13 protein-coding genes are annotated in these 13935 nt (G+C 73.4%); 9 read left to right on the forward strand and 4 right to left on the reverse strand.

The annotated features are described in order from the left end of the window. Positions 1-38: 38 nt before the first annotated feature. Together AB0D44_RS19570 and AB0D44_RS19575 are read right to left on the reverse strand one after the other, a co-directional pair. Entirely contained in the window at positions 39-227 is a 189-nt protein-coding gene (locus AB0D44_RS19570; RefSeq protein WP_362592277.1) for a DUF397 domain-containing protein, read from the reverse strand. 167 nt (positions 228-394) lie between these two features. Continuing rightward, on the reverse strand, positions 395-1525 hold the full coding sequence (locus tag AB0D44_RS19575) for a beta-eliminating lyase-related protein (RefSeq protein ID WP_362592280.1): 1131 nt from the start codon (positions 1523-1525) through the stop codon (positions 395-397). 98 nt (positions 1526-1623) lie between these two features. On the opposite strand from AB0D44_RS19575, the gene AB0D44_RS19580 reads away from it, so the two are divergent. The 7 genes from AB0D44_RS19580 to AB0D44_RS19610 all read left to right on the forward strand — a co-directional run bounded on the left by AB0D44_RS19580 (position 1624) and on the right by AB0D44_RS19610 (position 10031). After that, positions 1624-2538, forward strand: a complete 915-nt coding sequence (locus AB0D44_RS19580; protein ID WP_362592283.1) for a DUF2520 domain-containing protein — start codon at positions 1624-1626, stop codon at positions 2536-2538. Beyond that, positions 2535-3527, forward strand: coding sequence for a pantoate--beta-alanine ligase (gene panC, locus AB0D44_RS19585; RefSeq protein WP_362592286.1), 993 nt, complete (start codon positions 2535-2537; stop codon positions 3525-3527). Before AB0D44_RS19580 ends, panC begins: the two co-directional genes overlap by 4 nt. Continuing rightward, a complete protein-coding gene (locus tag AB0D44_RS19590; protein WP_362592289.1) occupies positions 3524-5278 on the forward strand; it encodes an L-aspartate oxidase in 1755 nt (584 codons plus the stop codon). The genes panC and AB0D44_RS19590 overlap by 4 nt, the downstream gene beginning before the upstream one ends. Before the next feature lie 2 nt (positions 5279-5280). Then, the gene (nadC, locus tag AB0D44_RS19595) at positions 5281-6249 is read left to right on the forward strand and encodes a carboxylating nicotinate-nucleotide diphosphorylase (protein ID WP_362592414.1); all 969 of its coding nucleotides are present in this window, start codon (positions 5281-5283) and stop codon (positions 6247-6249) included. Between the two features lie 3 nt (positions 6250-6252). After that, on the forward strand, positions 6253-7062 hold the full coding sequence (locus AB0D44_RS19600) for a type III pantothenate kinase (RefSeq protein ID WP_362592291.1): 810 nt from the start codon (positions 6253-6255) through the stop codon (positions 7060-7062). Between the two features lie 165 nt (positions 7063-7227). Continuing rightward, positions 7228-8352 (forward strand): DUF5937 family protein, encoded by a 1125-nt coding sequence (locus AB0D44_RS19605; protein WP_362592294.1) that lies wholly within the window; start codon positions 7228-7230, stop codon positions 8350-8352. A gap of 128 nt (positions 8353-8480) precedes the next feature. Then, on the forward strand, positions 8481-10031 hold the full coding sequence (locus AB0D44_RS19610) for a M28 family metallopeptidase (RefSeq protein WP_362592297.1): 1551 nt from the start codon (positions 8481-8483) through the stop codon (positions 10029-10031). Positions 10032-10105: 74 nt separating this feature from the next. On the opposite strand, the gene AB0D44_RS19615 is transcribed toward AB0D44_RS19610, so the two are convergent. After that, positions 10106-11038, reverse strand: coding sequence for an SAM-dependent methyltransferase (locus AB0D44_RS19615; protein WP_362592417.1), 933 nt, complete (start codon positions 11036-11038; stop codon positions 10106-10108). 155 nt (positions 11039-11193) lie between these two features. On the opposite strand from AB0D44_RS19615, the gene AB0D44_RS19620 reads away from it, so the two are divergent. After that, positions 11194-12396: a sensor histidine kinase gene (locus AB0D44_RS19620; protein WP_362592300.1), complete on the forward strand. Its 1203-nt coding sequence runs from the start codon at positions 11194-11196 to the stop codon at positions 12394-12396. 17 nt (positions 12397-12413) lie between these two features. After that, a complete protein-coding gene (locus AB0D44_RS19625; protein ID WP_362592302.1) occupies positions 12414-13091 on the forward strand; it encodes a response regulator transcription factor in 678 nt (225 codons plus the stop codon). 72 nt (positions 13092-13163) lie between these two features. Here AB0D44_RS19625 and AB0D44_RS19630 read toward each other — a convergent pair whose 3' ends face one another. Then, positions 13164-13784 (reverse strand): hypothetical protein, encoded by a 621-nt coding sequence (locus AB0D44_RS19630; protein WP_362592304.1) that lies wholly within the window; start codon positions 13782-13784, stop codon positions 13164-13166. Positions 13785-13935: the final 151 nt, after the last annotated feature.

The raw sequence follows: 13935 nt of genomic DNA on the forward strand, positions 1-13935 counted from the left end.
ATCCCCTGAGGTCGGGCGCGTGCGGCGCGGCGGATCCCTCAGCCGGACGCTTTCACCGCGGCCAGGAAATCGGCCCAGGCGGCCTGGGTCGTGGCGAGCACGAGGTGCGCGGGGTCGGCCCGGTCGGCCACCCGCACGAGGGTGCCGGGGGCGGCGGAAACGTAGACGCAGGCGTCGTCCTCCTCGCCGCAGAACGAGGACTTCTGCCACACGGGCCGAGCGGTCATGGTGTCTCCTCGCGGGTGTGCCGGTGGAGGGACGGTATCGCCGTGGCCGGTCCCTGCCGGTGTGTTTAACGCAATTCGGCGATTTGCCGGTTCCCGGCCGGCCGCCGCGCGGGCGCCCGCCCGGCGCCGGGCCGGGCGCCAGACCGGGCGCCGGGCCGGTCAGAGCGCTAGAGGCGGGAGGCGAAGTCCGAGGCGGCTTCGGCCACCTCCTGCGGGGTCCAGGACAGGCCCGGGTGCGTGACCTCGACCTCCGTCACCGACAGGCCCGGGACGGGCGCCGGGAACCAGCGGCGGAACAGGACCCGGCCCGTCTCCTGCGCGACGCGCACGGCGGCCTCCGTCAGGTGGTCCGCCCCGTACGGGAGCCAGACCTGGAACTGGTGGGTGTGCGGCGGCTCCGGGTGGATCCGGAACCACGGGATCCCGGCCTGGGCGAAGGCCGGCCCCAGCGCGGCGGCCACCTTCCGCGCCTGCGCCACGTACGACGGCAGCCTCGGCAGCTCGCGTTCCAGCCCGGCCAGCGCGGCCAGGGCCTGCGGGAACTGCCGGAAGACCTGGCCGCCGTACCGGTGGCGCCAGACCCTGGTCTCCTCCACGAAGTCCCGCGGCCCGGCCAGCGCGGCCCCGCTCAGGCCGCCGAGCGACTTGTAGAACGAGACGTACACCGAGTCCGCGAGCGCGGCGACCTGGGGCAGCGGCCGGCCGAAGTGGACCGTGGACTCCCACAGCCGGGCCCCGTCGAAGTGGACCACCGCCTCCCGCTCCCGGGCGGCCCCGGCCAGGGACTCCAGCCCCTCCCAGGTGGGCAGCACGAAGCCCGCCTCCCGCAGGGGCAGCTCCAGCATCAGCGTGCCGAAGGGCTCCGCGAGCGCCGAGACCTCCTCCGCCGACGGCTGCCTGGCCTCCGTGGTCGGATGCACCACCCGCAGCCCGGAGACGGTCGACAGCGCGTCGCCCTCCCACCGCTCGGGGTGGCTCATCGGGTGCAGCGCCACGACCGGGTTCCCGGTCCGGCCGGCCCAGCAGCGCAGCGCGATCTGCTGGGCCATGGTCCCGCTCGGGAAGAAGGCCGCGTCCTGCATGCCGAGGAGCCGCGCGACCCGCTCCTCCAGCTCGGCGACCACGCCGTTGCCGTACAGGTCGGCCGGCCGGTCCAGGTCGTACGGGGCTTCGGCGAGCGGCGCCAGCAGCTCCGCCACGGTGGCCTCCCGCGCGGACCGGGAGAGCACCCGCCCGGCGCCGCGCCACGCCGCCGCCTGCCGCTGCTCCCGCTCGGCTTCCTCGTTGTCCTCGCTCATGGCCCAGATCATCGCCGACCGGCCAAAGGGCCCAGGAGCTAGCATGGCGGCGTATCGTCCGGTACCCCCCGCGGACTGGAACGGAAGGCCCTCCCCGCGTGAATCCATCACAGCAGCCACGCCCTGCCCGGCTGGCCGTCGGTGTCGTCGGAGCCGGCCGGGTCGGCCCCGCGCTGGCCCGCGCGCTCCAGCAGGCCGGGCACCGGCCCGTCGCCGTGTCCGGCGTCTCCGACGCCTCGGTGCGCCGCGCCGCGCGGATGCTGCCCGACACCCCCCTCGTCCCGCCCGCGCAGGTGTTCGAGAAGGCGGACCTGGTCCTCCTCACCGTGCCCGACGACGCGCTGCCGTCCCTGGTCGAGGGCCTCGCCGAGACCGGCGCGGTACGGCCCGGGCAGCTCCTCGTGCACACCTCCGGCCGGTACGGGACCGCCGTGCTCGACCCGGCGCGCCGCGCGGGAGCGCTGCCGCTGGCCCTGCACCCGGCGATGACCTTCACCGGCACCGAGGTCGACGTGCAGCGGCTCGCAGGCTGCTCCTTCGGCGTCACCGCTCCCGAGGAGCTGCGGCTCGCCGCCGAGGCCCTGGTCATCGAGATGGGCGGGGAGCCCGAGTGGATCGCGGAGGAGAACCGCCCGCTCTACCACGCCGCCCTCGCCCTCGGCGCGAACCACCTGGTCACCCTGGTCGCCCAGTCGATGGAGCTGCTGCGCAAGGCCGGCGTCGGGCACCCCGACCGGATGCTCGGACCGCTGCTCGGCGCGGCCCTCGACAACGCCCTGCGCTCCGGGGACGCGGCCCTGACCGGCCCGGTGGCCCGCGGCGACGCGGGTACCGTCGCCGCGCACGTCTCGGAGCTGCGCAAGCACGCGCCCGGCACCGTCGCCGGATACCTGGCGATGGCCCGCACCACCGCCGACCGGGCCCTCGCGCACGGACTGCTCAAGCCGGAGCTCGCCGAGGACCTGCTCGGCGTGCTCGCCGACACGGACCCGGATGGGGGCGACGCCTCGTGAGCGGACTGCTGCTCGACACCGCCGAGGAGCTCCGGGGGCTTGCGCGCACCGGCCGCCGGGCCGTGGTGATGACCATGGGCGCCCTGCACGAGGGGCACGCCACGTTGATCCGCTCGGCCCGCGAGCTGGTCGGCGCGCAGGGGCAGGTCGTCGTCACCGTCTTCGTCAACCCCCTGCAGTTCGGGGCCAACGAGGACCTGGACCGCTACCCGCGCACCCTCGAGGCCGACCGCGCGCTCGCCGAAGGGGCGGGCGCCGACGCGGTGTTCGCCCCCGCCGTGGACGAGGTCTACCCGGGAGGCGACCCGCAGGTGCGGATCAGCGCCGGCCCCATGGGCGAGCGCCTCGAAGGGGCCACCCGGCCCGGCCACTTCGACGGCATGCTGACCGTGGTCGCCAAGCTGCTCCACCTCACCCAGCCCGACCTGGCCCTCTTCGGCCAGAAGGATGCGCAGCAACTGGCCCTGATCCGGCGGATGGTGACCGACCTGAACTTCCCCGTGGAGGTGGTCGGCGTACCGACCGTCCGCGAGGAGGACGGGCTCGCGCTGTCGTCCCGCAACCGCTACCTCTCCCCCGCCGAACGGCGCACCGCCCTGGCCCTGTCCCGCGCCCTGTTCGCCGGGCAGGACCGGCTCGCCGCGCAGGCGGCGCTGCGGGCCCGCGCCGAGGCCTCCCCCGCCAGCGACGAGCGGGCCACGGCCCTGGCCCGGCTCGGCGAGATCCGCGCCTCCGCGGACGCGCACGCCGTCTCGGCGGCGGGCACCGGGCTGCCGGACGCCGTACGGGCCGCCGCCCACCACGTCCTGGAGGAGGCGGGCCGCCACGAGCCGCCCCTCGTCCTGGACTACCTGGCGCTGGTGGACCCGCAGGACTTCACCGAGGCCGGACCGGAGTTCACCGGCCGGGCCGTGCTGGCCGTCGCCGCGAAGGTGGGCACGACCCGGCTGATCGACAACATCCCACTGGAATTCGGAGCACACTCGTGAGCACCCCAGGCAGAGTCCCGTCGGGCGACGCGGGCCCCGGCACCAGCACTGCCACCGGCATACGCCTGCACGCGCCGGCCCCCGGCTGGGCCCTCGACGCCGACGTCGTGGTCGTCGGCTCCGGCGTCGCGGGGCTGACCGCGGCGCTGCGCTGCGCCGCCGCGGGCCGCCGTACGGTCGTGGTCACCAAGGCCCGCCTCGACGACGGCTCCACCCGCTGGGCCCAGGGCGGCATCGCCGCGGCCCTCGGCGAGGGCGACACCCCCGAGCAGCACCTGGACGACACGCTGGTCGCGGGCGCGGGCCTGTGCGACGAGGCGGCCGTACGGCTGCTCGTCACCGAAGGCCCCGACGCGGTACGGCGGTTGATGGCCACGGGAGCCGTCTTCGACACCTCCGCTGAAACCGGGGAGATAGAGCTGACCCGGGAGGGCGGCCACCACCGGCGCCGGATCGCGCACGCCGGCGGTGACGCCACCGGCGCCGAGATCTCCCGGGCGCTCGTCGAAGCCGTGCAGGCCGCGGGGATCCGTACCGTCGAGAACGCGCTCGTCCTGGACCTGCTCCAGGACGCGCAGGGCCGTACGGCCGGGGTCACGCTGCACGTCATGGGCGAGGGGCAGCACGACGGCGTCGGCGCCGTCCACGCACCCGCCGTGATCCTCGCGACCGGCGGCATGGGCCAGGTCTTCTCCGCGACCACCAACCCCTCGGTCTCCACCGGTGACGGGGTGGCGCTCGCCCTGCGCGCCGGGGCCGAGGTCTCCGACCTGGAGTTCGTGCAGTTCCACCCGACGGTGCTGTTCCTCGGCCCGGACGCGGAGGGCCAGCAGCCCCTCGTGTCGGAGGCCGTCCGCGGCGAGGGCGCCTACCTCGTCGACGCGGACGGGGTCCGCTTCATGACGGGCCAGCACGAGCTCGCCGAGCTGGCCCCTCGGGACATCGTCGCCAAGGGCATCATGCGCCGCATGCAGGAACAGGGCGCCCGGCACATGTACCTGGACGCCCGGCACTTCGGCGCCGAGATGTGGGAGCAGCGCTTCCCGACCATCCTCGCCGCCTGCCGCGCGCACGGCATCGACCCGGTGACCGAGCCGGTCCCGGTCGCGCCCGCCGCGCACTACGCGTCCGGCGGCGTACGCACCGACCTGCACGGCCGCACCACCGTCCCCGGCCTGTACGCGTGCGGCGAGGTCGCCTGCACCGGTGTGCACGGCGCGAACCGGCTGGCCTCCAACTCCCTGCTGGAGGGCCTGGTCTTCGCCGAGCGCATCGCCGACGACATCGCCGCGCAGGCGCGCTCCGGCAACGGCCCGGGCATCCCGGTGCCCTCGACCGGCCCGCTGCAGCCCGCCGAGGCGCGGTACGAGGTCCAGCGGATCATGACGGACGGCGCGGGCGTGCTGCGCTCGGCCGAGTCGCTGCGGACGGCCGCCGAGGCGCTCGAAGGCCTGTACGCCACGGCCCTCAACACGCTCGAGACGCACGGCAAGACCGCCGAACCGGGGGTGGACACCTGGGAGGCCACGAACCTGCTGTGCGTGGCCCGGGTGCTGGTCGCCGCCGCGCAGCGGCGCGTGGAGACCCGCGGCTGCCACTGGCGCGAGGACCATCCGGACCGGGACGATGCCGCCTGGCGCCGCCATCTCGTCGTCCGGCTGTCGGCGACCGAGCGGCGCGCCCTGGTCGTCACCCCCACCGACTCCGCGGACTTCCCGTCCGTGACCCACCCCCTCAGCCTGGAGCAGTGACCGTGAGCACCCCCGAACTTCCCCTGATCGACCAGAACGACGGCGGCTGCGGCGACGGCTGCGCCTGCGGTGACGGCGAGGAGACCGGCCTGGACCCGGCGCTGGCCCAGCTGCTGGTGGACGCGGGGCTGGACCCCGTCGAGGTCGAGGACATCGCCCACATGGCGCTCTCCGAGGACCTCGACGGCGGGGTGGACGTCACCACCGTCGCCACGGTCCCCGAGGAGGCCGAGGCCGTGGCCGACTTCGTCGCCCGCGAGGACGGCGTCGTGGCCGGGCTGCGCATCGCCGAGGCGGTGTTCTCGGTGGTCTGCACGGAGGCCTTCGAGGTGGAGCGGCACGCGGAGGACGGTGACACCGTCAAGGCCGGGCAGGTGCTGCTGTCCGTACGCTCGCGCACCCGCGACCTGCTGACGGCGGAGCGCAGCGCACTCAACATCATGTGCCGTCTGTCGGGCATCGCGACCGCCACCCGCCGCTGGGCGGACGTGCTGGAGGGCACGAAGGCCAAGGTCCGCGACACCCGCAAGACCACGCCGGGGCTGCGCGCGCTGGAGAAGTACGCGGTGCGCTGCGGCGGCGGCGTCAACCACCGCATGTCGCTGTCGGACGCAGCGCTGGTGAAGGACAACCACGTGGTGGCGGCGGGCGGCGTCGCCCAGGCCTTCGAGGCCGTGCGGGAGGCCTTCCCGGACGTGCCGATCGAGGTCGAGGTCGACACCCTGGAGCAGATCGGCGAGGTCCTGGCGGCGGGCGCCGACCTGATCCTGCTGGACAACTTCACGGTCGCGCAGACCGCCGAGGCCGTGGCCCTGGTGGCCGGGCGCGCGGTGCTGGAGTCCTCGGGCCGCCTGACGCTGGACACGGCCCGGGCCTACGCGGAGACCGGCGTGGACTACCTGGCCGTCGGCGGACTGACCCACTCCTCGCCGATCCTGGACATCGGCCTCGATCTGCGCGAGGCGGTGTAACCCGTGCTCCTCACCATCGACGTAGGCAACACCCACACGGTCCTGGGCCTGTTCGACGGTGACGAGATCGTCGAGCACTGGCGCATCTCGACCGACCCGCGCCGCACGGCCGACGAGATGGCCGTGCTGATGCAGGGCCTGATGGGCATGCACCCGATGCTCGGCAGCGAGCTGGGCGACGGGATCCACGGCATCGCGATCTGCTCGACGGTGCCGTCGGTCCTGCACGAGCTGCGCGAGGTGACCCGTCGCTACTACGGCGACGTGCCGGCGGTCCTCGTCGAACCCGGCATCAAGACGGGCGTGCCGATCCTGATGGACAACCCGAAGGAGGTCGGGGCGGACCGCATCATCAACGCGGTCGCGGCGGTCGAGCTCTACGGAGGCCCGGCGATCGTGGTCGACTTCGGTACGGCGACCACCTTCGACGCGGTGTCCGTGAAGGGCGAGTACGTGGGCGGGGTGATCTCCCCCGGCATCGAGATCTCGATGGAGGCCCTCGGTGTGCGCGGCGCCCAGCTGCGGAAGATCGAACTGGCCCGCCCGCGCAACGTGATCGGCAAGTCCACGGTCGAGGCGATGCAGTCGGGCGTGGTGTACGGCTTCGCGGGACAGGTCGACGGGGTCGTGAGCCGGATGGCCAAGGAGCTGGCCGGCCCGAACGGCGACCCGGACGACGTCCGGGTGATCGCCACCGGCGGCCTGGCCCCGATGGTGCTGGGCGAGTCCTCGGTGATCGACGACCACGAGCCGTGGCTGACGCTGATCGGCCTGCGCCTGGTGTACGAGCGCAACGCCCCCAACTTCGAGTAGGGCGACGGGCGCCCCGGCTCCCCCGCGTCGGCGGGAAGCCGGGGCCCCCACTCCAGCCCCGCCGGTGTGCGGGGCGCGGGACCCGGGGCACAGCCCCGGCAACGGCGCCGCACCGTGCGGCCCGTCCCGCGGCCGTGCGGCGCAGCGCCCCGGCACAATGGCCCGATGAGCGTCACCATCGACATCGCCGGGCTCCCCGCCGAGCGCATCTGCTTCACGCCCTCGCCGCTCGCCGAGCTCTGCATGGCCCTGCACGCGCTCTCACAGCCCGGCCACCACCCCCGGCTCGCCTCCTGGACCGCCGCCACGGCCGCCGCGCTCGACCCGTGCCTCGCGGACCGGCTGCTGGAGGCCGACTTCCTGTGGCGCAGCTCCTTCGCCGACATCTTCATGCCCTTCGCCGGGGTTCCCGGCGGGTCCGGGCTGCCCGGCGCGACGCTGGCCGAGGAGCTCGACGTACTCGACCGGATGGACGACGAGCGGTTCGTGACGGCCGCCCTGGAGCACTGCTGGCTCGGCTCCTACGACGACGGCGGCGGGCCCTCGCCGCTCACGGACCCCTCGAGCCGGGCCAGGGCGCTGGAGACGGCCGCCGCCCGGGGCCCGCGCCAGCTGGACTTCTCCACCCGGCTGCTGGACGACACCGCCGCCGTCCGGGTGTGGGTGCGCCGGCTCCTCGAAGACTGCGACGAGGCCTTCTTCGCCGAGACCTGGAAGCGCGTCGAGCCCGCGCAGAGCGCCGACGCCCGGCACAAGACCGAGCTGCTGCGCCGCAAGGGCCTGCCGGCCGCGCTGAAAGAGGTCTCGGCTGCACTCGCCGTCGACGAGGGCCGCACCACCATCACGGCCGACAAGATGGTGCACGGATCGACGACCGCCACCGACCCCCGAATAGGCGCCGGCCTGGTCTTCATACCGACCAACTTCGGCTGGCCCCATCTGCTGGTGCTGCACGCACCGGGCTGGCGCCCGGTGGTCCACTACCCGCTCGGCACCCCCGAACTGGGCTCCGCGCCCGGATCGGTGGAGCTGCTCCAGCGGCGGATGGAGGCGTTGGCGCATCCCGTGCGGATGATGCTGTGCCGGAGCCTGGCCCGTGCCTCGTACACGACGGGCGAGCTCGCGACCGTGTACGGGATCACCGCGCCGGAGGTGTCACGGCATCTGGCTGTCCTGAAAAAGGCCGGTCTGATCCATACGCAACGCCAAGGCCGGTATGCCCAGCATCAGTTGGATCTGCCCGCGGTCGCACGCATCGGCTCGGACTTCATCGAAGGCATCCTGCGCTAGGCCGACTCGCCGATATACGGATTTCACACACCGGAATCAGCTGAAAGTCTGGCCAGAGTGGCTCCATGCTGCATAACGTGCGTCCACCGTTTGGCCCTGCTCGCACTTTTGCCGTGGAAGGACCTTGCATGCCCTCACGCCGTATAGCCGCTGCGACCGCCGCCCTGGCGGCCGCAGCCCTTGTCTCACCGCTGCTGCTCGCCGGGCCGGCCGGCGCCACCAGCCCGCAGAGCGACGCCGCGCGGGGTGACGCGCTGGCCAGGAAGCTGGTCAAGGACGCGACCGGCAAGGGCGCCTACAACCACCTGAAGGTTTTCCAGTCCATCGCGGACTACAACAACGGCACCCGCGTGGCCGGTTCGCCGGGCCACGACAAGTCGGCGAAGTACGTCGAAGCCGTGATGAAGGCCGCGGGCTACCAGGTCACGAGGAACGAGTTCGACTTCGTGTACGTCGAGACGATCGCCGAGAAGCTGACGGTGAACGGCGCGAACGGGCGCGACGTCCCGATCCACCTGATGACCTACACGGCCAGTACCCCGGCCGACGGGGTGACGGCCCAGGTGGCCGTCGTGCCGGTCGACGCGGACGGTACGAACGGCTGCGAGCCCGGCGACTTCGCCGCCGGCGCCTTCACCGGCAAGATCGCCCTGGTCAAGCGCGGCGGCTGCACGTTCGCCGTCAAGCAGGCCAACGCGGCGGCGGCCGGCGCGGTCGGCGCGGTCATCTACAACAACACCGCGGGGGCCCTGAACGGCACCCTCGGCGACGCGAACGCGGGCAAGGTCCCGACCGGCGGCATCACCCAGGCCGACGGCGAGAAGCTCGCGGCGGACGCCGCGGCCGGCCCGGTCGAGGTCACCCTCGACATCCGCCAGTTCCGCGAGAACCGCAAGACGTACAACGTGATCGCGGAGAGCCGCGGCGGGGACGAGAACAACACCGTCTTCCTCGGCGCGCACCTCGACTCGGTCGCGGCGGGCCCGGGCATCAACGACAACGGCTCGGGCTCGGCCGGCATCCTCCAGGTCGCGCAGCGCCTGGCGAGCAGCCAGTCGAAGATCAAGAACAAGGTCAAGTTCGCCTGGTGGTCGGCGGAGGAGTACGGCCTGCTCGGTTCCGAGGCGTACGTCGCGGGGCTGACGGAGGCGCAGAAGAAGCAGATCAAGCTCTACCTGAACTTCGACATGATCGCCTCGCCGAACGCCGCCTACTTCGTGTACGACGGCGACGACTCGGACGGCGTGGGCGCCGGCCCCGGCCCGGAGGGCTCCGCCCAGATCGAGAAGGGGATCACCGACTTCCTCGACTCCAAGAACCTCCCGCACGCGGGCACGGACTTCTCCGGCCGCTCGGACTACGGCCCGTTCATCGAGGTCGGCATCCCGTCCGGCGGTACGTTCACCGGCGCCGAGGGCATCAAGACGGCGGAGGAGGCCGCGAAGTTCGGCGGTCAGGCCGGTGTCGCCTACGACGTGAACTACCACGCCAAGGGTGATGACATCACGAACATCGACCAGAAGGCGCTCGACATCAACGTCGACGTCATCGCGGACGCCGTGGGCCACTACGCGTTCGACCTGGCCCCGCTCTCGAAGCCGGTCGTGTCCGTGCCGACGCCCGGCGGCGGCAGCGGCGGCGGCCTGCACGAGGGCCACGACCACGAGGTCACGCAGTAACAGCAAGCCCTGAGGAGGGTGGAGGGGGCGGAATCCCGGAAGGGGTCCCGTCCCCTCGTGCTGTGCCGCCGACGCTACGCGTGCTCGCCGGTCCAGGCCGGGATGCCGACCGGCTGGACCAGCCAGCCGAAAGCACCGAGGCCCGTGCCGGAGGTCAGTTCCGCCGCTTCCCCCGCGGCGGCGAGGGCGCGGACGTAGCCCGCCGGGTCCGTGGACGCCAGCGCCAGCGGGGGGCGGGCACCCGAGACGCCGAGGGCGCCCAGGGCCTCGCGCTGGGTCAGCAGCACCGAGCCGGGGCCCGCGCACGCGTCCAGCGCCACATGGGCGGTGACATCGCAGCTGCCGTCCGGGACCGGCGGCACCTCCCGGCCCCCGCGAAAGCCCGTCAGCGTCCCGTACGGGGGCCTCGCCTCCCGGGTGTGGGCGTAGTCCACCGCCACCGCCAGGCCGCGCTCCAGGCCCGCCACCGCCGCCGCCCAGGCCTCGTCGCGCGCCCGGCCGATCTCCGCGCGGCCGCCGCCGGGCCACCACCGCTCCAGCCAGGCCAGGTCCGCGGCGTCGACCGGGCCGCCGGGGCTCTCCGTACCGTCCGGCGCGACCAGGACGTACCGGCCGTCCTCGGCGATGTCCAGGGGCACGTTGTCCAGCCATTCGTTGGCGAAGAGCAGCCCCGTGATCCGTTCGGGTGGCGCGGCGGCCCAGCGGATCCGCGGGTCGAGTCCCGCGGGCCGCTCCGCGCGCTCCACGGCGTACGGGCGCACCCGCGCGGACACCTCGGCCGGCAGCGCCGCGAGCACCCCGGCCAGCAGCTCCGCCCGCCCGGCGCCCATGTCGACCAGGTCCAGCGCCGCGGGGTGCCCCAGCTGTGCGTCGACCCACTGCAGCAGCCTGGCCACAGCACCCGCGTACAGCCCGGAGGCGTGCACCGAAGTGCGGAAGTGGCCGGCGGGACCGGGCCCGCCCGGCCGCACGTAGAAGCCTCCGGGCCCGTACAGCGCGGCTTCCATCGCACTGCGCCACCGGACCGGAGTCGCGTATTCACCCTGGGCACTCACCGCACGAAGATTATGCTCACCCTCCACCTTCGGGAGTACGCCCCCCGGGCGAGGTTGGCACCTCTGGTTGACTCCAGCACCTATCCGCGTTCCCTACGCTGGGTTACGTGCAGCGCCTCTACGACTTCCTCCGCAGACACCCGACGGGCGTCGACAGCTTCTGGGCTGTCCTCCTCTTCGGGGTCTCGATGCTGAACGTCGTGAGCGAGCCCGACCTCGACAGGCCCCTGAAGCTCGCCGCCGTCCCCGTGGTGGTCGCGCTGAGCACGGCCGTGGCGCTGCGCCGCAGGTGGACGCAGGCGATGTTCTGGCTCACGCTCGGGGCGGGCGTGCTCCAGCTGGGCGCGGGGATCATCGCGGGGGTCTACGACGTCGCCATGTTCGTGATCCTGTTCACCGTCGCCGCGAGCGAGGTCCCGCGCTGGGTCTCCCGCACGGCGCTGGGCTGGGGGCTGGCCGCCGCACCGCTCTACTTCCTGCGGTTCGGGGTGGACAAGGGCACGAGCGACACCGACAACGTCCTCTTCACCCTCTTCATGATCGTCCCCTTCGTCCTCGCCTGGGTGCTGGGCGACTCCCTGCGCACCCGGCGGGCCTACTACGCCCAGCTCATCGAGCGGAACCAGCGGCTGGAGAAGGAGCGCGAGGCCCAGGCCAAGGTGGCCGTGGCCGCCGAGCGCGCCCGGATCGCCCGCGAGCTGCACGACGTCGTCGCGCACAACGTGTCGGTGATGGTGGTCCAGGCCGACGGGGCCGCGTACGTCATGGACGTGGCGCCCGAGCAGGCGAAGGAGGCCCTCCAGACCATCTCCGGCACCGGCCGCCAGGCCCTGGCCGAGATGCGCCGTCTGCTCGGCGTGCTGCGCACCGGCGAGCCGCAGGAGTCCGAGGACTACGTGCCCCAGCCGGACGTCGAGCAGATCGAGGTCCTGGTCGAGCAGGTGCGGGCGGCCGGGCTCGCGGTGGACTTCGAGGTCGAGGGCGCACCGCGGCGGCTGCCCAGCGGCGTCGAGCTGACCGCGTACCGGATCGTGCAGGAGGCGCTGACCAACACCCGCAAGCACGGGGGCCCCGACGCGAAGGCGAGCGTCCGGCTGGTCTACTTCGACGACGGGCTCGGCCTGCTGGTCGAGGACGACGGACGGGGAGCGGCACACGAGTTGTACGAGGACGGCGGCGCGGACGGCGCCGGGCACGGCCTGATCGGCATGCGCGAGCGGATCGGTATGGTCGGCGGAACCCTGGACACCGGGCCCCGGCCCGGCGGCGGCTTCCGGATCAGCGCGCTGCTGCCCCTGAAGAAGAGTTGAAGAGGACGAGGTGACGGATGTCCATCCGAGTGATGCTGGTCGACGACCAGATGCTGCTGCGCACCGGCTTCCGCATGGTGCTCGCCGCCCAGCCGGACATGGAGGTCGTTGCCGAGGCCGGCGACGGCCTGGAGGCGCTGGAGGTGCTGCGGGCCACGAAGGTGGACGTGGTGCTGATGGACGTGCGCATGCCGAGGCTCGACGGGGTCGAGGCGACGCGGCGGATCTGTGAGCCGCAGGAGCACCCGAAGGTGATCATCCTGACCACCTTCGATCTGGACGAGTACGCGTTCTCCGGGCTGAAGGCGGGGGCGAGCGGCTTCATGCTGAAGGACGTGCCGCCGGCCGAGCTGCTGGCGGCGATCCGCTCGGTGCACAGCGGCGACGCGGTCGTCGCCCCGTCGACGACGCGGCGGCTGCTGGACCGTTTCGCCCCGATGCTGCCGACGGCCACGCAGGAGCCGCAGAACAAGGAGATCGAGCGGCTGACGGAGCGCGAGCGCGAGGTCATGCTGCTGGTGGCCCAGGGCCTGTCGAACGGTGAGATCGCGGCCCGGCTGGTCCTGTCGGAGGCGACGGTCAAGACCCACGTGGGCCGCATCCTGACGAAGCTGAGTCTGCGCGACCGGGTCCAGGTCGTGGTCCTGGCGTACGAGACGGGCCTGGTCCGGGCGGGCGGCGGCGGCCTCGGCTAGGTCGTCTCCTTCAGTCCCGCCGCAGTGCACGCGGCGTCCCCCAGGCTGCCCGGCCCGGGGGACGCCGGCAGGTCAGCGGATGACGAACTCGCAGCTCGCACCCGTCGGGACGGTGTCCAGGGCTGCCTGGTCGGCGACGACGATGTCGAAGCCGCCGCCGCACAGGATCCGGTCGAAGCCGCCGTTCCTGCTGACGATGGTGTCGTTGCCGCCGCGCCCGTCGAAGGTGGTGCTGCTGCCGGTGGAGGCGTTCCAGCCGTCGGGGTCGGTGAGGCGGTCGTTGCCGCCGCCGCCGGTGAGGGTGTCCTCGCCCGCTCCGCCGTCGACGTCCGACGGAACCGCCGTGTTGTTGACCAGGCTGTCGTTCTGGTTGCCCAGGGAGGCCTGGATCCGGGTCACGGTGGCGAGCGAGCCGCAGTGGACGGTGTGGATGTCCACCTGGGTGCAGCCGGGACCGGCCGTGAGCGTGCTCGTCGTGTCCGTGACCCTGAGGGTGCCGCCGGGTCCGGGGCCGAATGTGACGGTGTTCTGCTCGCCGGGCAGGGCCGCGAAGCGGACTTCGCCGGACTGCCGCGTCACGTACGAGGGGTCGGCGGCCGCGGGGCCCGCGAACGCCATCGTCATGGCGAAGGCGGCGAGGGCGGGGGCGGCCACGCGGGCCGTGCGAAGGAAGCGGGGGGTGTTCTGGAGCATCGGGGCTGTCCTTGCGGTTGCTGACTGCGGATCAGGTCGAGGATCCGTTGCTCCCTTCGCTACCCGGAGTGACCGGTGGGCTCCTCGGTCCATCACACAGTTACCTCGTGTGCCGCAGCGGGCCGCCCGTCCGGCCCACGCGCCACGACCT

The organism is Streptomyces sp. NPDC048349, assembly GCF_040651925.1.
Classification (GTDB): Bacteria; Actinomycetota; Actinomycetes; order Streptomycetales; family Streptomycetaceae; genus Streptomyces.

What these genes read in the sequence shown, in the direction of transcription:
- AB0D44_RS19570 (WP_362592277.1), bottom strand. Translation starts at nt 227, where the DNA reads ATGACCGCTCGGCCCGTGTGGCAGAAGTCCTCGTTCTGCGGCGAGGAG.
- AB0D44_RS19575 (WP_362592280.1), bottom strand. Translation starts at nt 1,525, where the DNA reads ATGAGCGAGGACAACGAGGAAGCCGAGCGGGAGCAGCGGCAGGCGGCG.
- AB0D44_RS19605 (WP_362592294.1), top strand. Translation starts at nt 7,228, where the DNA reads ATGAGCGTCACCATCGACATCGCCGGGCTCCCCGCCGAGCGCATCTGC.
- AB0D44_RS19630 (WP_362592304.1), bottom strand. Translation starts at nt 13,784, where the DNA reads ATGCTCCAGAACACCCCCCGCTTCCTTCGCACGGCCCGCGTGGCCGCC.
- AB0D44_RS19625 (WP_362592302.1), top strand. Translation starts at nt 12,414, where the DNA reads ATGTCCATCCGAGTGATGCTGGTCGACGACCAGATGCTGCTGCGCACC.
- AB0D44_RS19615 (WP_362592417.1), bottom strand. Translation starts at nt 11,038, where the DNA reads ATGGAAGCCGCGCTGTACGGGCCCGGAGGCTTCTACGTGCGGCCGGGC.
- AB0D44_RS19610 (WP_362592297.1), top strand. Translation starts at nt 8,481, where the DNA reads ATGCCCTCACGCCGTATAGCCGCTGCGACCGCCGCCCTGGCGGCCGCA.